Raw genomic sequence first — 20,607 nt, 5'->3', positions numbered from 1 at the left:
GAAAGCGCGCCATGGCCGTCACGATCCGCGACATCGCCCGCGCCACGGGCTACTCGATCGGCACGGTCTCGCGCGCGCTGAAGAACCAGGACGGCCTGACCGACAAGACGCGCGAACGTATCTGCGCGGTGGCGCGCGAAATGGGCTACGACTTCGCCAAGCTGCGCGAAGGCGACGTGCGCCGCATCGCCTTTTTGCTGCACCGCCAGCACAACACGCAGTCGGCCAGCCCGTTCTACCTGCCGGTGCTGCACGGCGCCGAGGATGCCTGCCGCAAGCGCGGCATCGCGCTCTCGTTCGTGGTGGTCGGCCCGGCCGAGCCGGTGCTCGACCTGGTGCGCCTGCACCAGCCCGACGCCCTGCTGTGCGCCGGCTACTTCGAGCCGGAACTGGTGGCGGCGCTGCGCGACACCGGCAAGCCACTGGTGCTGCTCGACATGCGCCTGCCCGGCTACCGCTCGCTCAATCCCGACCACGCCCTGGGCGGCTACCTGGCCACGCGCCACCTGGTCCGGCAGGGCCGGCGCCGCATCGCCATGCTCACCGGCCCGCTGGCCCACCACAGCATCCTGGAGCGCTACCGCGGCTTTCGCAAGGCCTTGTTCGAGGCGCGCATGCTGGCCGATCCCGACCTCGAGGTCCAGCTGCCCAGCATCGGCAACAGCCTCGACAACGTGCGTCAGGCGGTCGACGCCCTGCTGGCGCGCCAGCCGCGGCCGGACGCGCTGTTCTGCTACAACGACAGCACGGCCCTCGCCGCCATGCGCCACTGCCTGGAGCGCGGCCTGAAGATCCCGCACGACATCGCGATCGTCGGCTTCGACGACATCAGCGCCGCCTCCAGCGCGATCCCGCCGCTGTCCAGCGTCCAGATCGACAAGGACTTGCTGGGACGGATGGGCGTCGATTCGCTGCTGGAGAAGGCGGACGGCGCCAGCCTGGAACAGACGCTCGCGGTCCAGCTGGTGGTGCGCGAGAGCAGCAACGACGATTGAATCCCGCGCGGCCGGCGCAAAAAAACGACAAGCCATGGTGTCGCCCCGCCAGTTGCTTGATAATGAGCAACTTCTGAAGATCGCTCCCGCCATGGCCACCCTGTCACCCCACCTGCTCCCGCCACTACGCACCGACGCCGGGCGCTACCGCGAACTCGAGGTCCTCGAACGGCTGCGCGACCACCTGCCGGATGGCTTCGAAGTCTTCCACAGCGTGCCGCTGCACACCTTGCACAACGGGCGCGACCGCTACGGCGAGATCGACATCGTGGTGCTGGCCCCGAACGGCAACCTGCTGCTGATGGAAGTGAAGGCCGGTGCGGTCGTGCTGCGCGAAGGCGGCATCTTCAAGCTGTATGGCCAGCGCGAATGCGACGTGGCGCGCCAGACCACGGTGCAGCGCGCCGCCATGCAGAACCGCCTGCAGCAGGCCGGGATCCATCCTGAACTCATCAGCTGCCTGGTCCTGCCTGACTATGCGCTGGGCGACGGCCAGGTGTCGGCGATCCCGCGCGAGCGCATCGTCGACGCCCACGGCTATGATCGCATGGTGAGCACGGTGCGCGACTGGCTGGCGCCGACCCAACGCCCGGTCGACCGCGAGGCGCTGCGCCGCCTGCTGCTCAACCAGTTCCAGGTGATGCCGGCGCTGGACGTGCTGCGCGACCAGCTGCAGGGCACGGTGCGCCAGTTGTCCGACGGCCTGGCGACCTGGGTGCCGCGGGTCGAGACGGCGTCCGGCGTGGTGCGGGTGCAGGCCACGGCCGGCTCGGGCAAGACACAGCTGGCCCTGCAGTTGCTGCAGGACGCGCGCGCGGCGCGCCGGGACGCGCTCTACGTCTGCTTCAACCGCACCCTGGCCGACCACGTGCGCCGCCTGGCGCCGCCGTCCTGCGAAGTCATGAACTACCACGAGCTTTGCGTCGAGCACTATCGCCGGCGCCACGGCGAGCCCGATTTCTCGTCCGAAGGCTTCGAACGCATGGGGCAGGCCTACCTGGACGACAGCGATGGCTTCGCCGCGCGCTTCGACCTGCTGGTCATCGACGAGGCCCAGGACTTGCGCGCCGACTGGGTGGCCAGCCTGTGCCGCCTGCTGCGCAAGGATGGCCGCCTGTACGTGCTGGAAGACGAGGCCCAGCGCCTGTACGAACAGGATGGCTTCGAGCTGGGAGAGGCGACCGTGATCCGCTGCAGCGACAACTTCCGCACGCCGCGCGTCCTGTGCCAGTTGATCAACGCGCTGGACCTGGTGCGCCCGCCGGTGCGCAGCATGAACCCCTACGACGGCGAGGTGCCGGGCATCCGCACCTATGCGTCCGATGAGGAGCTGCTGGCGGCGACCGAGGCGGCGGTGGCCGCGCTGCTGGCGCGCGGCTTCCTGCCGGCGGACATCGCGGTCGTCTGCGGCCGTGGGCGTGGCAGCTCGCAGCTACTGAACCGGGTCGGCATCGGCCAATGGCAGACGCGCCGCTTCACTGGCGAGTACGACCGCGGCGGCGAACACCGCTGGAGTACGGGCGAGCTGCTGGTGGAATCGGTGTACCGCTACAAGGGCCAGAGCGCGCCGGCCGTGGTGGTGACGGAATTCGATTTCGACACCCTCGACGACCGGGCGCGTCGCATGCTGTTCGTCGCCCTGACGCGGGCGCAGATGGCGGTCGAACTGGTGCTGTCGCCCGAGGCCGAACGCTGCCTGGCGGCGGCGCTGCAAAAGGCGGCGGATTAGTCTCCCCGCGCCAGGAATGCCTCGATCAGCACGCTAACCTGGAGCAACGACGCATCGTCATACGGCTGCAGGATCGCGCCGTCCTTCAAGTCGATGCACGATAGCGCAAGCGCCTCGTGGCGCGCCGGCAGGCGCTCGTCCGGCTGCCGCGCCAAGTACGCGCCGCGCGCCGCGAAGCGGGCCAGGGCGGCCACCAGCTGCGGAGCCGGCGCACCGATGACGGCGATCACCACCAGGCAGGTTTGCGGCTCACATATAAGCCTGCGCCATCCTGGTTGCGATGCCTGCCATCTCATGGCGCAAGGCGGCCGGTTCCTCGACCACCACGCCGTCGCCGAAGCCCAGCAGCCACCACACCAGCGAGCGCGTATGCGGGACGGTGGCCACCAGGCGCAGGTGGCCGTCGCCATGCGCCGTGAGTTCCTGGTCGGTGCTGAGCGGCGTTTCGTACAGGTGCTCGCCGGCCGCGCGCGTAAACACGGCGCGCAGGCGCAGCGGTTCGCCGGCGATCACGCCGAACTGGCCCGAGGCGATGTAGGCGTCGAGGTCGAAGTCTTCCTTCCTGCGCGCATCCTCGTAGCGCGCCTCGGCCGCCACGATACGGTGCAAGGGGATGGTGCGCACGTCCTCGTAGCTGCCGAACATGCAGACCAGGTAGACGATGCCGCCGCGCTGGACGATCGCCTGTGGATGGACCGTCTCGTACACGGTGGGCTCGATGGCGTCGCGCTTGCGGTAGTGGAGCGTGAGCTGGCGGTCTTCCATCAGCGCCAGGTACACGGTGCGCTGGCAATCGTGGTCCATGCGCGGCGGGATCAGCGGCTGGTGCGGCGGCACGCTGCGCACCTTGCGCAGCCAGGCCTTGGACGGCGCCGGGTCGTCATCGGTGGACAGGGTGCGCGCGGCCGATTCGAAATACGGCCGGAGCGCCTCGGCGGTGCTGGGCGGAAGATGGTGCTGCAGGTGCTGCTCGACCAGGGTCATGGTCAGCGCCTCGGGCACCGTGAGGCCGGGCAGGTCGAAGCGCTGGGCGCCGCGCATCCAGCTCCACTTGAAGGGCTTCTCGCTGTCGTCGCAGGCCAGCGGAAACACCCCGGCCAGAGCGGCCAGGTCGCGCTCGACGGTACGCTTGGTGACCGGGAATTCGAGCTTCCTGAGCCGCTCGCGCAATTCGCCGGCCTCGATCGACATCGGTTCGCGCGGCACCTCCTGCAACATATGCCACTGGCGCAGGAGCGCCTGCTGGTTGTTCGCCATCAGAATTCCTCCGCCCAGCGCTGCCAGTACCCCGGCTCGTCGTGCTCCGCGTTTTCCATCGCCAGCTCGAGCGGCATGGCATAGAAGCGCACGCTGGCATGGCGCATGCTGCCGTCCGGCAGTTCGAGATAGTCGCGCAGCACCCGGTAGGCCGGCAGCGCCTCGTCCCACGGCAGGTCCAGGTAGACCTGGCCCAGCCACGACGCCATCACAGCGGGATTGGCCAGCGGACCGCAGGGCCGCCACGCGACGCCGTTGGCGTCCAGCCAGGCCAGCACCTGGGCGCGCATCGGGTCGTCCTCGAACCGGTAGCTGCGCCGCTCGGCGGCGGATTTCGGGTGGAACTCCAGGTAGAGCGCGGCGCGGCCCTTCTGGCGCGCGATGGCGTCGATGTGTTCTATCAGTGCTGGCATGGTGGCTTTCGGCGCGCCGACTTGGCGCGTTCAAGATGTGATGTTAGCAAATAACTTACTCTCGGGAAATTGTTAGTCGCTCCGAGAGGCGCAGCGTGGCACACGGCCGCGACGATCCGTGTCGCACGCGGCAGCGCGTGCACTGCGACACATGCTGTCGCCACCGCCACTTATGCTGTCTCCCGTCTTCCACTGCCCGACAAGGAATCAATGACCGACCTGCGCTGGTATCTCCCGCTCGAACAATGCCGCAGCCTCGACGCCATCCGTCGCCAGTGGCGTCCCCTCCTCGAGCAGGCGGCCAGCCTGCCGGACCAGAATCCGGTCCGCCATCACGACGCCCTGCTGGCCTTCATTGGCATGTCGGCGCTGTCCCCGCACCTGAAGCTGGCGGCGCTGCTGGCCTGCGTCGACAGCAGGGATTTCGACCTGCGCCTCGCCCTGGGGGCGCTCGACGATCAGGTCAGCGCCAGCCGCGCGCCGTGGCCAGGCTCGGTAGCCGACGCGGTGGGCGGCAACGGCCCGGCGATGCAGGTGGCCACCGGCCGCGACTGGCTCGGCGCGTTCGTGGTCGGACGCCTCGCCGGACTGCGCGACGCTCTGGCCAATGACGGCGCCGGCATCACGGCGTGGCGGGCGGTATTCTGGAACCGCTTCCGGGCGATGGCATCGCGCCGCGGCTGCGACGGGGCGCCCGTATTGGCGCCGGATCACGACGCCGCGCCGGAGTCCGCAGGCCGGCGTGCGGTACTTACCTTGGTGACATGAGGGCGATGCCTACAGCGACCGGGATCAGAGGCTGGCGCAGATCTCCAGGTTGATCTTCACGAATTCCGGCCATGGCAAGCGCTCGGCCAGATGCTGGACGTAGTAGTCCTGCACCCGGCAGACCAGCGGACGGGAGGCATAGATGGTGCAACCACGGCTGGCCTCGTCGAAATGTCGGCAGGCGCCGTCGCAACGGCTAAAAGTGGTATTCGGCGCGGATCATCGGCGTGCTGGCGCGCTGCCCGCGACCGCCGGTGGTCACGCGGGTATTGCCGAACTTGCTGTTCCAGAACTGGTATTCGACGCCGACACGGAAGCGGTTCTTCTTCTGGCCAAAGTGCGCGCCGACGTCGTACATCAGCTGCATGTCGATATTGGTCTCGGCCCCGGTCGGGTTGCCGGTTTCGTCCAGCCCCTTCTCGGCGATGAAGTTGGCATAGCCCTCGAAGGCCCAGCGTTCGTTCAGCGGGATGCCCCAGCTGACGTTGAGCATCGGATGGTTCTCGTACTTGTAGCGCCCGCGCACGTCGGAGATCGGGGCGAAGGCGCCGCTCGGCGCATTGCTTTCGCGGACCAGGAGGATGCTGGTGCTCAGGAAGCCCGGCACGTCCCACATCAGGGTCGGCCCGAGCACCAGCATGCGCTTGCGCGAGTTGTAGCCGACGTCGTGCTTGGTGTTGACGTCGAAGCCGGCGGTGAGCCCGACGCCCTTCACCTTCCCGAAGCGCAGCTCGCGCCCGCTCAGCGCGCCGATGTCGAGCGTGTGACGGTACAGCAGATAAGCTTCCTCGGCGCCGGAATCGCCGTCGAGCGAACGCGGATCGTTGCGGTCCGACTTGAGCCAGTCGAGGTTGAGGTAGTTGCTGCCGTACTTGTAGCCGCTGGCGTGGGTCAGCGCGAGGACGTGCTTGTCGATGTGGTCGGGATTGAAGGGCTCGGCGAAGCGGCTGCCGTAACGCCAGCTGACGGCGGTATCGCTCCAGTCGAGCGCCTGCGCGGGGCTGGCCGCGAATCCGGCGGCCAGCAGGCAGGCGCCGCAGCCGAGGACGCGGGTGACGATGTTCATGATCTTGATCCTATGCTTCCGGCGCGCCAGGGGCGCGCGCAACCCGCAATTCTACCTTGTGGTCACGCCGGTCGTCGCGCAGCACGATGGTCCAATCCGGGCAGGGTTGGCCGTCCAGCAGCATCTCTTCGAAGCCATCCGTGGCGCGCACCGTGATCTCGTAGAACGCGCCGCGATGACGGTAGCGCAGGCTGAAACCATCCCAGCCTGGCGCCAGGCGCGGCCTCAAACGCAGCATGTCGCCATGGCGTTCCAGGCCCAGCAGCGCTTCGACGAACAGCAGCCAGGTCCACGCCGCCGCCGGCGTCGCGACACCGCCGGTAGCGCGGCCGGCATGCGGCGCGATCGTGCGCAGGCCATCGCTCATCAGGTAGGGCGGCCCGCCGCCATGCGCCATCGGGTCGAGCATGCGCGCCAGCCGCCATGCGCCGCCGGCGTCGCCCAGCCGTGCGAATCCGGCCGCGGCCCAGGCGGTGGTGCGGTGGTCCTGGCCGGGACTCGACCTTACCCGCTCGCTCCATTCGCCATCCACCGGCGGATCGCAGCGCGGCACGGCGCCATCGATGCGCAAGCGCCGCACCGCCGCGCGCAGCGCTTGCGGCCCTTGCGCCGCGCCCGCCTCCAGCGCCCAGCACTGGGTCGACAGCTCGACGCGGCAGGCGGCATTGGCGATCGAGCCGAGGGCGTTGCTGCTGTCCAGCCAGGTCCAGCGATACCAGTCGCCGTCCCAGCCGTGTTCCTCGCATTGCGCGCGCAGCGCCAGCGCCGCGCCGCGGCAGGCGGTGGCGAAGCCGAAGTCGCCGCGCCGGTCGGCCACCTCGGCGAAGCGCTGCAGCACGGCGGCCATGAAGAAGCCCAGGCGCACGCTTTCGACGCGGCCGGCAACGCCCTCCTCGTGCAGGCGCCCCGCCGCCGGCGGCAGGCCGCGCGGCCCGAAGCGCAGGCAGCCGCGCAGGCCATGCACGCAGTGCTGGTACAGATCGTCGCGGTCCGACAGGGGCACGGCCAGCAGCGCATGGTCTTCCGTGACCGCGAGATAGCGCGTCAGTGCATACGGCAGCCACAGGAAGTCCTCGACGGCGCAACCCGCCGTGAACGCGGGCGCGGCGCGCACCAAGGCCTCGCGCAGCAGCTCGGGACGGGCGTGGACACAGGCCAGGGCCGACTGCAGGCGCAGCGCCGGGTCGCGCTCGCCCATCATGGCGCCGAGCGCCTGATAAGGCAGCCAGCGGTTGACGCGCAGGTCGAAGCCGGGGTCGGGCGTATGCACGGCGAGGGCGCCGAGCGTGTCGTCCCACCAGTCGCGCTGGCGCTGCCATGCGGCGGCGGCGGCTTGCGCCGTGCCATGGCGCTGCACGACCGCGCTGGCGTCCAGGCTGCCGGGGCCGGCCACGCCCAGCACGAAGACCAGTTCGCACTCGGCCCCCGGGGCCAGGCTGACGCCGACCTGCAGCGCCGCGCACGGGTCGAAGCCCGCGCCGGCGGCGCCCGACAGGCCGGCGCGCCCCAGCGCCGCCGGCCGCGCGATGGATCCGCAACGGCCAATGAATTCCTGGCGGTCGCAGGTCACGGCGGCCTGCTCGGCATCGACGTGGAAGAACGCGACCTTGTCGTGGAAACCCGCGCCGAAGGCATTGCGCGCCAACAGCGCGCCGCTGGCGAGATCGCGTCCGGTCACCACCTGCAGGCCGGGCGGCGCGTCGCGCTCGTCCAGCAGCCATTCCACATACCCCGTCGCGCTCAGGCGGCGCGGCGCATCGCTGTCGTTGCGCAAGCGCAGCACGCTGTACTTGAGCGGCGCATCCTGGGCAACGAAGCAGCGCAACTCGGAATGGATGCCGTGGACACGGTGCTCGAACACGCTGTATCCGATGCCGTGGCGCGTCGTGTACGCCTCTGGCGACGGCGCCGGCCACGGGGTCGGCGACCAGAAAGCGCCGCTGTCCTCGTCGCGCAGGTAGAAGGCTTCGCCGCCCTGCGGCGCAATCGCATCAATGCTCCCCGCCGTCAGGCGCGTGGCGCGCTCGCCGCTCCAGCTGACGGCATGGCCGCGTTCCGAGACGATGCTGCCGAAGGCATCGTTGGCCAGGAGGTTGATCCACGGCGCCGCAGGCGCGGCGATCCCCTGGCTGCTACGAACCACGTATTCGCGGCCGTCCGGCGTGAAACCGCCGACGCCGTTGTCGAACATCAGCTCTGGCGCGGCCTGGGCCAAGGGGTCCGCAGTCCATGCCTGCGCCGGCGTGGTGGCGACGAAGGGCGGCGCCTCGGCGTGGCCCGGGCGTCCGGCGCGGCGCAGCTGGTCGGCCAGGTCGCCGCGCTCGCTGGACAGCAGCACGCTTGCTGCGGAGCGCAGCAGGATGCGGTCTTCTTGCGGCACGTCTTCCTTCAGGTGCAGGTGCAGTCCGCCGGGCTGGTCGAAGCTGGACGGATCGACCAGCGGCGCCGCCAGGTGCATCAGGGCTTCGCGGGCGGAGCGGCTGTCGCACAGGACCAGGAGGTCGACCGCCAGGCCATGGTCGCGCCAATAACCGTGGGCTTGCAGCAGCTGGCGCGCGAGGCCGGTGTCCGGTCCGTCGCCCAGTTGCAGCAACAGCAGCGGCAAGTCGCCCGTGACGCCATAGGCCGGCAAGTCGGCCCGCCCGCGCTGATTGCGCGCGATGACGGCGGGATCGGCGCGCAGCGCCGGCACGGGCTGCAGCAGGCAGCCGGCCAGGCGGTTGATCAGCTGGGCGTCGGCTTCGCCGATCTCGGCGCGGCGCAGCTCGGCCTGGGCCAGGGTCCAGGCGGCCTCGATCGCGTGGTCGACCTCGTGCGCGACGCCATAGCGCGCCGCCAGCTCGCGCGCCAGCGCACGGCTGGAGGCAGCGCCCAGCACCAGGTCGACCGTGATCTCCTGCTGCGGCGCCAGCGTCACGCTGCGCTGCAATGCCAGCAGCGCTTCGTCGGGCTCCGGGTCCAGGCCCGGCAGCGCGCCGCCGTTACTCACCGCCTGCGGCCGGCACAACTCATGCCCGCGCCCGATGAAACGCGCGCGATTCGTTTCCACGCTCGGCTGTCCCGCCATCTCGCGCACCGTCATGCGCTGCACGAGCACGGGCGCGCTTGGCGTGGTCACGCACAGCAGGCTGTCGGCGGCGCCGTCGAATTCGATCCGGATGCTGCTGCGCCCGCCCTCTTCCAGCGGCGGCCCGGCCAGCGCCACGCAGCCCGTCAGCTCCAGGGTGCGCGGTTCAAGCCCGCGATTGACGATGCGGATACGGCGCAGCTCGACGTCGTCGCCAGGCGCTACCACCGCATCGGTACGCATCTCGATGCCGTGGTCCACGCGGCGCAGGCTGGCCCGTCCTTCGGCCAGCACCGCCTCGACCTCGTCCGGCGCCGACGCGCCGGGCAGCAAGACGTTGGCCCAGGCGGCGCCGGAGGCCGTATCGCGCACGTGAAGGGCCAGGCCGGTCTCGCCGCCGCGCGTCAGCCCGGTTCCCTCCCAGCGGCTGGCGCCGGCGCCCCCGCTGTCGACGACCAGGTGGTAGCGGCCATTCGACAGCAGCTGGACTTCCGGCAGCGGCGAAGCGTCCGGCTCGAGCACGCGCGCATATGGACGGGTCGCCGCGACGCCGTCAAGCGCCACGCCGGCATCGATGCGCAGGGGCGGCTCGGCGCCGGCTGCCGGCGCCGCCTCTTGCAGCAGGCCGAGCGCGGCGCGCAATTCGGGATCGCGCATGAAGCGGCGCTGCATCGGTTGGCCCTGCAGGTGACGCGCCAGCGCCAGCAGGGTCGTGGCCTGGTGGCGCGCGAGCTGGGCCCGCACCACCGCCTGGCGTTCGCCTTGCGGCAGGCGCGCCGGGGCATAGTCGAGCGCCTCATGAAAGCCGGTCTCGCCCAGCAGGCCCTGCTCCGCCATGCGGCGCAGGTTGGCCGCCGCCAGCGCCGGCGCCACGCCGAGCGCCAACGCGGCGCCATGGGGCGCGGCAACCAGGTCGTCGCCCGCGCGCCGCTGCAGGGCCGCGGCGTCCAGGCCGAAGCGCTGAACGCGGTAGCGCGCCGCCGCGTCGACCGCGTTGCAGCCCGATTCGGTATAGCCCCACAGCAGTCCCCGGCCCCTGGCGTGGGCCGCCTGCAGGCGCGCTACTCCCCGGCTGGCGTCGTCCAGCAGGGTGTCGCGGAACGAAGGCATCACGAGCTGCGGCGCCAGGTAGTCGGCCAGCGCGCCCGCACGCGACAGCAGCAATGCGCCCCCCCCCGTCATGCGCAAGGGACGGCCGAGCGACCACCAGTGCTGCTGCGGCAGCTGGCCCTGGGCGACGGCGACGAAGCTGGCCATGCGCGCCTCGGACGCCAGCAGGTCGCAGCTGTCGCCGTCCAGGCGCCCATCGCGCCCCTCGCGCACGTGACAGCCGGTGGCCAGCAGGCCGGTAGACGGGTCGACCAGCGCGCCGAAATCCATGCGCGCCGCTTCGCGCGCCTGCGCGGCCAGGCGCGCGATGTTCTCCATGCGTTCACGCGCGCAGTCGCGTCCCTGTGCGACCAGCTGGCCCAGGCCCTCGTTGCCCCCTGGCGCCTCGAACGCGGCCAGTTCGCGCAAGGTCGGGATGCGGGTCAGGCCGGCATCGAGCACGTATTCCTGCACCGCGCGGGTCCAGGGCGTGAGCGCATGCAGGTCGTCCAGCTGCGCCGCGCACTGCCGCGCCAGGCGCGCCGTCCAGGCGCGCAGCGCAGGCGTGACGTCGCCAGGCAGGCCCGCATCCAGCTCGGCCGCCCTGGCCGCGACCGCGCGCAGGCAGTCGGCCAGGCCCGGCAAGGTATCGGTGGCGCGGCAGCGGCCCGGCGCCAGCGATTCTTCCAGCGCGTCCAGCGCCGGCGCCACGCCGGGCGGCGCATTCTCGCTCACCACGCACAGCGTGACGCGGATGCCGTCCAGCGCGGCGGCATCGAGGATCGGCCGATCCGGCAACTCATCGAGGCCGGCGGCGAAGGTGCGCAACGCCAGCGCCAGGCCGCCGCTGGCCGCGGTATCGACATGGGCCGGTTCGAGGGGAGCGAGCGTGACGCCGTCATACCATTCGAAGGGGTGGCCATGCCAGCGTTCCAGCAAGGCCATCGACGCCAGCGCCTGCTCGCTGCGCGCGAGCAGGCCGCCCAGCGGCAGATAACCGAAGTCGCGCGCGCCCAGGGTCGCCAGCAAGGTCATGCCCATGCCGGCGGGCGACACCCGCTCGTCGACGGTAGGTTCGGAATGGTCGAACACGGCTTCCGGCGCCAGGCCGTTCTGGCCCGCGCCGTGCTGTTCGAAGAAGGCCCAGCTGCGGCGCGCCAGCGTGCGCAGGAACAGGGTCTGCCCCTTCGCCAGGCGCATGCCGCGCCGCGACGGCTGGCTGACCCACCAGGCCAGCACCGGCGACAGGAACCATACCAGGAGCAGCGGCGCGGTCGCGAACAGGGCGTAGGGGTTGGCGAAGGTCAGCAGCACCGCGACGCCGACCGCCAGCAGCGGAGGAAACCACATCGTGCGCCAGTTGTTCTCCATCGCGCTGCTGGGACGCGCCAGCGCCGGGGGACGCAGCTCGAGCAGCTTGCGGCGGCTCACGTCGCGCCGCCACAGGCCGCGCACGACCGCGTCGGCGTCGAGCCAGGCCCGGTGCGGCAGGAAGGCCAGCGCCAGCGCGGCGCGCACCAGGGTCGTGCGTGCGCCGCGCACCCAGGCGTCCAGGTGCTGGCGCAGCGGCGCGTCCGGCGCGCGGCCGGCCAGCGTGGCCAGCATGTCGAGCAGCGCCGGGAGCCAGAGCGGCGCCAGGATGGCCGCGGTCCAGAACACGGGCGCGGCCAGCAAGCTCCAGCACAACACGAGCAGCGCGATCGACGCCGGCGCGGCCAGGCTCCCGGCCAACGCGTCGAACAGCCGCCGGCGCACCCGCGCGGCGCGCAGTCGCTCGGCGCCGCGCCCGAGGCGGCGCGCTTCCTGCCAGGCGGCGCGCAAGGCGCCATGACGGCGCAGCACGTGTTCGCCGTAACTGCCCGGATGCGCCGCATCCAGCCGCACGTCGTTTACGCGCGCGGCGCGCAGGCGGTCTTCCTCGACCGCGCCGGGTTGCGCCCGGCCCTCGTCGCGCAGCTCGAGACCCATCGCGCGGCGCCAGGCGTCGACGTCGTAGATCGCGGCCCAGCCACCACCACCGTCGGGCCACAGCCGCTGGTAGCGCATCGCACGTTGGTTCGGCAAGGCGGTCCCGAGCCGTGGCAGCAGCATGGCATGGCCTTCCAGCACCCGGCCCGCTTCGTCCTGCAGCGGCCGGTGCAGCGGGTGCGCCATCGCCGCCACCAGGCTGCGCGCGGCGTCGCGCGGCAGGCCGGTATCGGCATCGAGCGCGATCACGTAGCGCATCCCGGCCGCGCCGCCGGTATTGCCGACCGCGAGCGCGAAGCGGTCGCGCACGCCGCACAGCCAGGCATTCAGGTCGGCCAGCTGGCCGCGCCGCCGTTCGCGGCCGATCCAGGCTTGTTGATCTTCGCTCCAGGCGCGCGGGCGCACCAGCAGCATGAAGGGGCCATCCTGTTCAGTACCGTACTTGCGGTTGAGCGCCTCGATCGCGCCACCCGCCCGGGCCAGCAAGTCGGCGTCGAGAGGCAGCGTCGCTTCAGGCGCGTCGGGCAGGTCGAGCAACAGGCAGAAACGCAGGCGCGGATCGCGGTTGCCGAGGTAGCGCACTTCGAGGTCTTCGCACAGCGCCGCGAGCTGGGCGGCGTCGGCCGGTTGCGCCGACACCGCCACCAGCGTGCGCGCATCGTCGGGAATGCCGGCCGCCACGTCGATGCGCGGCGTGGCCTGGGACCGGGCCAGCCAGCTCCCGGCCATCCCCACCAGGGCGCGCGCCAGGGCGCCGGCCACCGGCAGCGCCAGGATGCCCATCAGGACCAGCAGCAGTGGCCCGGCCCCGCCCTGCCAGGCATGGACCAGGCCAGCGCCCGTGAACAGCAGGGCCAGCGCCGCCGTGGCGCCCGTATGCATACCGGAGGAAGCGCCCGGCAACGCGGCGCGAACGCGCGATGCCCATCCACGCCGTCCGCGCAGCCGTGCCTCGAGCATCGCCAGGCCGGGGCCGGCCAGGTAGTGGCCCACGTGGCGGATGCGCGTATCGAGCCCGCCCTCGCCCGGCGCGCGATGGACGCCGGCCAGCGCGACCGCCTCTTGCGCCACCGCGGCCTCGCTCACGCCGAGGGAGTCCGCCAGGCGCGCGACCGTGTGGCGGTAGCGGTCGCGCGTGGCGCCGTCCATGCGCGCATAACTGCCGTCCGGATCGTCCCGCAGCAGCGCATCGACCACGCCCAGTTGCTCGGCAAAGGCGCGCCAGTCGACGCCGCCCAGCGCGCGCAGGCTGGCCAGGGCATTGCCGGCAGAGATGGCGTCCTGCGCCTGGCTGCTCCTTTCGTCCTGCGTCAGGCAGGCGATGCTGCCCTGCCCATCCGCCAGGCGCGCGTCGATCCAGTCCAGTACCTGGGCCAGCGGCGCGCCGCGGCCCTGCAGGCGGCGCGCCAGCTCGGCGACGAATGCGCTGTTGTCCGCGTCTTCGCTGCGCGCCATGTCGGCGAACAGCAGCACCAGGTCGCCCGGGCGGGCCTCGGCGGTGTCGAGGAAGCGTGCGGCCCAGGCGGCGGCGCGTTCGCGGCCGGTGCAGGCATGCGCGGCGCGCGCCGCCATGGCAGCCAGCCGGTCGATCAGCGCAAGACGCAACAGCGCGGGCAGCGCATCGAGTTCGGCGACGCGCAGGGGCGCGTCTTGCTGGCTGGCGGCGAGGACGCGCGCCAGTTCTTCGGTGTCGACGACGCCATCTGCGCGCGCTACCGCATCGGCCGCCAGGCGCCAGACGCGCGCATCGCCATCCCGGGCGGCGACCTGCCGCGCCTGCGCGCGCGCCAGCCGCAGCTGGGTGTCGAGCAGGTGGTAGCCATCGAGCAGGCGTGCGCCGGCGGGCGGCAGTTCGATCCCGGCGCGCATGGCGCGGTCGAGCGTATCGCAGGAACGAACGATGGCCTCCGCATTCGCGGCCAGCAGCGCCACTGGGGCGGTGGCGCCGGCGCCATGTGGCGCATGCTGCCCGGAGGGCATCTTGTCGTTCTCAACTTTCAACGGGGACCTCGGGACGGAGGCGTGCGCGGCGGACCGCCGGAGGACGGGACACCCCGGGACAATCAGGGCAAAGGACCAGACAAACAATGCTGGGCGCGCACGGCTGACTCCATGCTAGGGAAAGGAACGAAAAGTTACCGTGCGCTGGCGTACACACACCGCCTGCCGGGCCGGCAGGCGTCCGGGATGGTCAGTTGGCGAGCGCGAAACCGCCGGCCAGCGAGCAGGCGCGCGGATGGCCCAGGGCGCGCAGGGTGCGCGCGGCGCGGGCGCTGCGTGCGCCACTGCGGCACACGAACAGCAAGGGGCGGGCATCGGCGCCCAGCCAGGCGGCGGCGTGTTCGGCCACGCTCGCCAGCGGCACGTTGAGCGCCATGCGGCCGTGCAGTTCCACCTGGCCGGCGACGCTGTGCTCGCGCGCATCGCGCACGTCGACCACGATGGCGTCGGGATGGGCCGCCAGCCAGCGGCGCGCCGCGATGGCGTCGAGTTCCATGCCTGCGTCCAGCGCGGCATCCGGCTGCGCTGCCTCGGGCGCCGCCGCCGGCGCCGGCATGGCCAGCGCCGCCCCACAGCGCGCGATGCGCTCGCACGCCTGCTCCAGCGCGGCGGCGTCCAGCAGCGGCCCGATCGACAGGCGCACCGCCGACGCGCTGCGCCAGGCCGGCAAGCCCATCGCGTCGAGCACATAGCTCGGCGCGGCCTTCGACGCGGCGCAGGCCGAACCGGCGCTGACGCGCATGCCGGCGGCATCGAACAGGTCCAGCAGCTCGGCGCTGGCGACGCCGGGGATCGAGAAGTTGAGCGTCGTCGGCAGCGTATGCGCGGGCGGCGCGTTGAACACGATGCCGGGGAAGGCGCGGGTCAGGGCGTCCACCAGGCGCGCGCGGCAGGCCTGCAACGCTTCATGGCCAAGAAAGGTGTCGCCGCGTTCCAGTGCTTCCAGCACCGCACCCAGCGCCGCGATGCCGGCCATGTTCTCGGTGCCCGAGCGGTCGTTGTCTTCCTGGCCGCCGCCGCAGATCAGCGGCGTGAACGGCGCGCCTTCGCGCACGTACAGCATGCCGATGCCTTTCGGCGCATGCAGCTTGTGGCCCGAGAACGGCGCGTAGTCGATGCGGCTCGCGCCCAGCGCCAACGGCAGCTTGCCGAGCGCCTGCACGCAGTCGACCATCCACAGCGCCGGGCTGGCCGTATCAATCAACACCGCCGCGATGCCGTCCAGGTCGGACACCACGCCGGTCTCGTTGTTGGCGGCCATGGTGCAGACGAAGGCGAGGCGCGGCGCCAGCGCGCGCAGCACGTCCAGGCGGTGGCGGCCGTCGCCGTCGACGGGCAGCACGCGCAGTTCGAGGCCGGTTCCCAGCAGCCGGTTCCAGTGCGCCAGGCTTTCGGACACCGCCTTGTGCTCGGTGGCGCCGACCAGCACCACATCCCCGCATGCCTCGCCACGCGCGCGCCGTTCGCGCACCGCGCACAGCGCCGACAGCACCGCGGTCTGGATGCCCTCGGTGGCACCGCTATTGAACATCAGCCGTCCACTCGGGGCGCCCAGCACCCGCCGTGCGCAGGCGCGCGCGCCCTCGCGCAGCGCGCGGGCGCGCAGGCCGCTCGCATGGCTGCTGCTCGGATTACCGAAGCACTCCTGCAGCGCGGCCATGGCGGCAGCGGCGGCGGCCGGCAGCACCGGCGAAGTCGCGTTGGCGTCGAGGTAGATTTCGGTGATCATGGATTAGCTGCCATAAACATAAAAAAAGGTGTCGCACAACACGTTATTGTCCAGTAATATGGTACGGAATTACGCCAATCGAAACGTCCCAAATTTCTCGATTTGTGGGCTGTTAATAGAATAATTATTCTTATAAACAAGCTTTACGGAATATGAACTCACTCGACAAGTTTGATTGTGCGATTCTCGCCGCCTTGCAGGCGGATGCCACCCTCTCCATCTCGGGCCTGAGCGAAAAGGTCGGCCTTTCCAGCACGCCGTGCTGGAAACGCGTCAAGCGCCTCGAGGAAGACGGCTATATCGAAAGCCGCGTCAGCATCGTCAACCGCGAAAAGGTCGGCCTGCCGGTGACCGTCTTCGTCAGCATCAAGACCACCGAGCATGACGAAAAATGGCTGTCGCGCTTCGCCGCCGCCGTGATCGCCCTGCCCGAAGTGCTGGAGTTCCATCGCATGAGCGGCGACGTCGACTACCTGCTCAAGGTCGTCACCACCGACATCGCCGGCTACGACCGCTTCTATAAAAAGCTGATCAAGACCGCGCGCCTGAACGGCGTGTCGTCCGCCTTCTCGATGGAACAGATCAAGTCCACCACCGCCCTGCCGCTCGAACTGATCTCGCACGGCGTGCCGGCCTGAGCGTGTTTACGCGGACGCCTGGCGCTTTCGCCCGGCGTGCGATCGTGCGATGATGGCGGCCGTTGACATCAACGGAGACCAAGGGAATGCGATCGAAAATAAAGATGGCGCCGCTGGCGCTGGCGGCGCTGTTCGCCGTCCAGGCAACCGCCGCGGAACAAGTCGTGAAGATCGGCGTGAGCGGCCCGCTGTCGGGTTCCAACGCCTTCGCCGGCAAGGACAATGAAAACGGCGTGCGCCTCGCCATCGAAGAACTCAACGCACAGAAGATCCAGGTGGGCGGCAACGTGCTGCGCTTCGTGCTGCAGTCCGAGGACGACGCGGGCGACCCGAAACAGGGCGTGACCGTGGCCCAGAAGTTCGCCGACGCCGGCGTCAAGTACGTGCTCGGCCCATACAACTCGGGCGTGGCGATTCCGGCTTCGCGCGTCTACAACGACAACGGCATCCTGATGTCGACCGTCGGCACCAACCCCAAGATCACGAGCGCCGGCTACCCGACGGTGTTTCGGATCGTGGCCAGCGACACGCAGGTAGGAGCGTCGGTCGCCGGCTATGCGGCCAAGGAGCTCAAGGTCAAGAACGTCGGCGTGATCGACGATCGCACCGCTTTCGGCCAGGGCATCGCGATGGAATTCAAGCGCCAGGCGCAGAAGGCCGGCATCAAGGTCGCGGGCCACGAATTCACCAACGACAAGGCGAGCGACTTCGCCGCGATCCTGACCTCGCTGCGCGCCAAGAAGGTGGACGCGATCTTCTTTGGTGGCTACGCCCCGCAAGGCGCCCCGATGGCGCGCCAGATGAAGCAGCTGGGCCTGAACGTGCCGCTGCTGGGCGGAGACACCCTGTGCAGCCCCGAGATGGCCAGGCTGGGCGGCGCCGCGGTCGGCGAGAACGTGCGCTGCGCGCAGGCCGGCGCCATCGTCGCCCAGCAGCCGGGCGGCCCGGCCTTCCTGGCCAGCTACAAGAAGCGCTTCGGCCGCGATCCGGACGTCTACGCGCCGTCGTTCTACGACCAGACCAAATTCATCGCCCAGGCGATCCAGCAGGCGAAGTCGGTCGATGCCAAGCAGGTCGGCGCCGCGATGCACGCGATCAGCTACCAGGGCGTGGTCGGCGCCTACGGCTACGACGCCAAGGGCAATCTCAAGAAAACGGCCGTGACGGTGTACACCTTCAAGAACGGCGTGTTGACGCCGCTGGCCAGCTACTGATCCAACAAGGAAAAAAACGATGAGAGAGAACTTCAAGCTCGGCGCGCTGGCGATTGGCGCCCTGCTCGTCTGCGCATCCGTGCAGGCCGCGCCTGCTGCCGATGCCCCCGCCAGGCAGAAGGTCGCCACGACCGAGGCCGGCAAGGCGATCGACAAGCTGGTCGACGAGTACTACGAGGCCTATGCCCGCTTCGAGCCGGTGTGGGCGACCGAGAGCGGCGACGGCCGCTTCTTCGACCAGCTCGGCCTGTCGATCGCGCCGAAGAACCGCGAAGCGCAGTTTGCGCTGTACCGCGGCTACCTGAAGCGCCTGGCCTCGATCCCGCGCGAGCGCCTGAATGCGCACGAGCAGGCCAGCTACGACATCGTCAAGTTCGAGCTCGAGACCGCGCTGCGCCTGGGCGCCTTCCCCGAGCACCTGCTGCCGATGGACCAGATGTTCAATATGCCGGCCTTCATCGCGAACTACGCCGGCGGCGAAGGCGCCCAGCCGTTCGCCACGCCGAAGGACTACCGCAACTACCTGAACCGCCTGGACCAGATGGTGGCCTACATCGACCAGTCGATCGCGAACATGCGCGAAGGCGTCAAGCGCGGCATCGTGCATCCGCGCCAGCCGATCCAGTCGCTGCTGCCGCAGCTCAAGCAGCTGCAGGCCAAGACCGCCGAAGCCAGCATCTTCTACACCCCGATCAAGAAGCTGCCGGAAGGCTTCTCGGCCGCCGACAAGCGCAGCCTGAGCGAGGCCTATCGCAAGACGATCGACAAGCTCAATCCGGCCCTGGACCGCCTGGCCAGCTACGTCGAGAAGGACTACCTGCCGAAGACCCGCACCACGGCCGGCTGGAACGCGCTGCCGAACGGCGCCGAGTGGTACAAGGCGCGCGTGGCGGCGATGACCACGACCGATATGACGCCGGAGCAGATCCATGCGATCGGCCTGAAGGAAGTGGCGCGCATCCAGGGCGAATACGGCAAGATCGGCCCGAAGATGGGTTATACCGGCCCGGCCGCCGGCCTGCCGAAGTGGGTGTCGGAGCAGCCGAAGTACAAGCCGTTCACCACCGACCAGCAGGTGATCGAGGTGTTCCAGAAGCTGGACACGCAAGTGCGCGCCAAGCTGCCGGCCCTGTTCACCCTGATGCCGAAAGCGCCGCTGGAAGTGCGGCTGGAGCCTGAACTGACGCGCGAGACCGCATCGGACCACTACTCGGCGCCGGCCGCCGACGGCTCGCGTCCGGGCGTGTTCTGGTCGGTCGTGAACGACCCGACCAAGTACGGCCGCACCGGCATGGTCACGCTGTACCTGCATGAAGGCCAGCCGGGCCACCACTTCCACATCGCGCTGCTGCAGGAGCTGGGCCTGCCCAACTTCCGCAAGTTCGGCGGCAACACCGCCTTCACCGAAGGCTGGGCGCTGTATGCCGAGACCCTGGGCAAGGAGATGGGCCTGTTCGAGCAGCCGGAAGATTATTTCGGCCACCTGAACGACGAGATGCTGCGCGCCGCGCGCCTGGTGGTCGACACCGGCATGCACACCAAGGGCTGGAGCCGCGACCAGGGCATCAAGTACTTCCGCGATACGCTGGGCTACTCCGAACTGGAAGCGCGCGCCCAGATCGAGCGCTATATGGTGATGCCGGGCCAGGCGCTGGCGTACAAGATCGGTTCGCTGAAGATCATGGAACTGCGCCAGCGTGCGCAGGCGGCGCTGGGCGATAAATTCAGCCTGCCGAAGTTCCACGAGGTCGTGCTGGACGAAGGCACCTTGCCGCTGGCGGTGCTGGAGGCGAAGGTCGATCGGTGGATTGCGGCTTCCAAATAAGGTGATGTGATGCGAGTGCGGATGCGGACGCTTGTCCTTCGTCTCCGCACTTGACGCTGCTCTACCAGAACTTCCACCACGGTCTCATGCCTACGACCGGGTCACTGCCGGTTTGTTGGCGCGCAGTCTGCCTCAGCGTAAATCGCATGAGCGCGATGCTGTCCGGATCCAGTTGGGTTTCGGCATCGTAGCCGTCCAAGGCATAGCCAAACAAATCGAGCAACACCGCATCCCCCAGCTCAAGCGGGTGAAATGGCAGCGAACCGGCATGGCGATCCACTGCACTACCTTCGAGATCGTCGCCAAACTCGGGGCGGTCATGCTCATCGAGCTCGACAAGCCCGTCGTCATCTGCGTCGTCGTCCGCGCATGGATACTTGCCGGCCCAGTAGGGCAATTCGACCGCACGTGGCGCACCGATATCCTCAGTGACACCATCCGAACTCATCGACAACGCGCGGACCAGCTCCCCGTTCTTCCATACCCCGTAAGAGAAAGCATCGACCGTGCTGATTGTCACGTGATGCAGCATCGTCCTGCCCTTGGCGAATTCGAGGAAGCGCTGATCGAGCTGGCTTGGTTCGACAATCAGGGCTTGTGCGGACACGATCGTAAGGCCGGGATAGCAAGCGATGCCGACTTCATCGCGCGGAGGATAGACGCTCCCGAGGTGACCGTCCGCAAGTGGCATCGCCTTATGCGAGGGAAACAACTCAGCGAGCGCCAGTGCCGTGGCTTCGCGGTCCAGTACTGGCCGCGACTTCAGGACAGAATGCAGATCACTGCCTTCATCCACGTAAGCCAGTATCGCGGTCTTGTTTCCCACTGTCTCCCCCTGCTCGTTACGC

The 20,607-nt window shown here is 69.8% G+C and carries 13 protein-coding genes and 1 pseudogene; 6 read left to right on the top strand and 8 right to left on the bottom strand.

Features of this window, described 5'->3' with window-relative positions; all coding sequences use genetic code 11:
* The first annotated feature begins 11 nt into the window (after positions 1-11).
* Positions 12-995 (top strand): LacI family DNA-binding transcriptional regulator, encoded by a 984-nt coding sequence (locus tag J3U95_RS02275; protein ID WP_208277090.1) that lies wholly within the window; start codon positions 12-14, stop codon positions 993-995.
* Between the two features lie 34 nt (positions 996-1,029).
* Positions 1,030-2,724 (top strand): ATP-binding domain-containing protein, encoded by a 1,695-nt coding sequence (locus J3U95_RS02270; RefSeq protein WP_229519600.1) that lies wholly within the window; start codon positions 1,030-1,032, stop codon positions 2,722-2,724.
* On the opposite strand, the gene J3U95_RS02265 is transcribed toward J3U95_RS02270, so the two are convergent.
* Genes J3U95_RS02265 through J3U95_RS02255 form a run of 3 tightly spaced genes read right to left on the bottom strand, consistent with a single transcriptional unit; the run spans position 2,721 to position 4,394 of the window.
* A complete protein-coding gene (locus J3U95_RS02265) occupies positions 2,721-2,957 on the bottom strand; it encodes a hypothetical protein (RefSeq protein WP_208277089.1) in 237 nt (78 codons plus the stop codon). The two genes, J3U95_RS02270 and J3U95_RS02265, sit on opposite strands and share 4 nt — an antisense overlap.
* Positions 2,958-2,973: 16 nt before the next feature.
* Positions 2,974-3,981: a helix-turn-helix transcriptional regulator gene (locus J3U95_RS02260; RefSeq protein ID WP_208277088.1), complete on the bottom strand. Its 1,008-nt coding sequence runs from the start codon at positions 3,979-3,981 to the stop codon at positions 2,974-2,976.
* Entirely contained in the window at positions 3,981-4,394 is a 414-nt protein-coding gene (locus J3U95_RS02255; protein WP_208277087.1) for a hypothetical protein, read from the bottom strand. The genes J3U95_RS02260 and J3U95_RS02255 overlap by 1 nt, the downstream gene beginning before the upstream one ends.
* A gap of 210 nt (positions 4,395-4,604) precedes the next feature.
* Between J3U95_RS02255 and J3U95_RS02250 the strand changes: the two genes are divergently transcribed.
* Positions 4,605-5,162: a hypothetical protein gene (locus J3U95_RS02250; RefSeq protein ID WP_208277086.1), complete on the top strand. Its 558-nt coding sequence runs from the start codon at positions 4,605-4,607 to the stop codon at positions 5,160-5,162.
* 24 nt (positions 5,163-5,186) lie between these two features.
* Here the strand turns inward: J3U95_RS02250 and J3U95_RS28705 are convergent.
* The 4 genes and pseudogenes from J3U95_RS28705 to J3U95_RS02230 all read right to left on the bottom strand — a co-directional run.
* Positions 5,187-5,318, bottom strand: a pseudogene (locus J3U95_RS28705) (YkgJ family cysteine cluster protein); the annotation flags it as partial.
* A gap of 40 nt (positions 5,319-5,358) precedes the next feature.
* The gene (locus tag J3U95_RS02240) at positions 5,359-6,228 is read right to left on the bottom strand and encodes an outer envelope protein (protein WP_208277085.1); all 870 of its coding nucleotides are present in this window, start codon (positions 6,226-6,228) and stop codon (positions 5,359-5,361) included.
* Between the two features lie 10 nt (positions 6,229-6,238).
* Positions 6,239-14,353: a GH36-type glycosyl hydrolase domain-containing protein gene (locus J3U95_RS02235; protein ID WP_208277084.1), complete on the bottom strand. Its 8,115-nt coding sequence runs from the start codon at positions 14,351-14,353 to the stop codon at positions 6,239-6,241.
* A 190-nt stretch (positions 14,354-14,543) separates the two neighbouring features.
* Positions 14,544-16,082: an aminotransferase class V-fold PLP-dependent enzyme gene (locus tag J3U95_RS02230; RefSeq protein WP_208277083.1), complete on the bottom strand. Its 1,539-nt coding sequence runs from the start codon at positions 16,080-16,082 to the stop codon at positions 14,544-14,546.
* 152 nt (positions 16,083-16,234) lie between these two features.
* On the opposite strand from J3U95_RS02230, the gene J3U95_RS02225 reads away from it, so the two are divergent.
* From J3U95_RS02225 to J3U95_RS02215, 3 genes are all read left to right on the top strand, one after another.
* Positions 16,235-16,720 carry an Lrp/AsnC family transcriptional regulator gene (locus J3U95_RS02225; RefSeq protein ID WP_109345463.1) on the top strand — a complete coding sequence of 162 codons (486 nt, stop codon included), beginning with the start codon at positions 16,235-16,237 and terminating at the stop codon, positions 16,718-16,720.
* A gap of 86 nt (positions 16,721-16,806) precedes the next feature.
* Positions 16,807-17,934 carry a branched-chain amino acid ABC transporter substrate-binding protein gene (locus J3U95_RS02220; RefSeq protein ID WP_208277082.1) on the top strand — a complete coding sequence of 376 codons (1,128 nt, stop codon included), beginning with the start codon at positions 16,807-16,809 and terminating at the stop codon, positions 17,932-17,934.
* A gap of 19 nt (positions 17,935-17,953) precedes the next feature.
* Positions 17,954-19,759, top strand: a complete 1,806-nt coding sequence (locus tag J3U95_RS02215) for a DUF885 domain-containing protein (RefSeq protein WP_208277081.1) — start codon at positions 17,954-17,956, stop codon at positions 19,757-19,759.
* A gap of 61 nt (positions 19,760-19,820) precedes the next feature.
* Here the strand turns inward: J3U95_RS02215 and J3U95_RS02210 are convergent, their stop codons facing one another.
* Entirely contained in the window at positions 19,821-20,585 is a 765-nt protein-coding gene (locus J3U95_RS02210; RefSeq protein ID WP_208277080.1) for a DUF6928 family protein, read from the bottom strand.
* Positions 20,586-20,607: the final 22 nt, after the last annotated feature.

This window comes from Massilia oculi (assembly GCF_017582745.1).
Classification (GTDB): Bacteria; Pseudomonadota; Gammaproteobacteria; order Burkholderiales; family Burkholderiaceae_D; genus Telluria; species Telluria oculi_A.
Note: the sequence above shows the minus strand (reverse complement) of the source record. Positions and strands in the feature narration are given on the sequence as shown.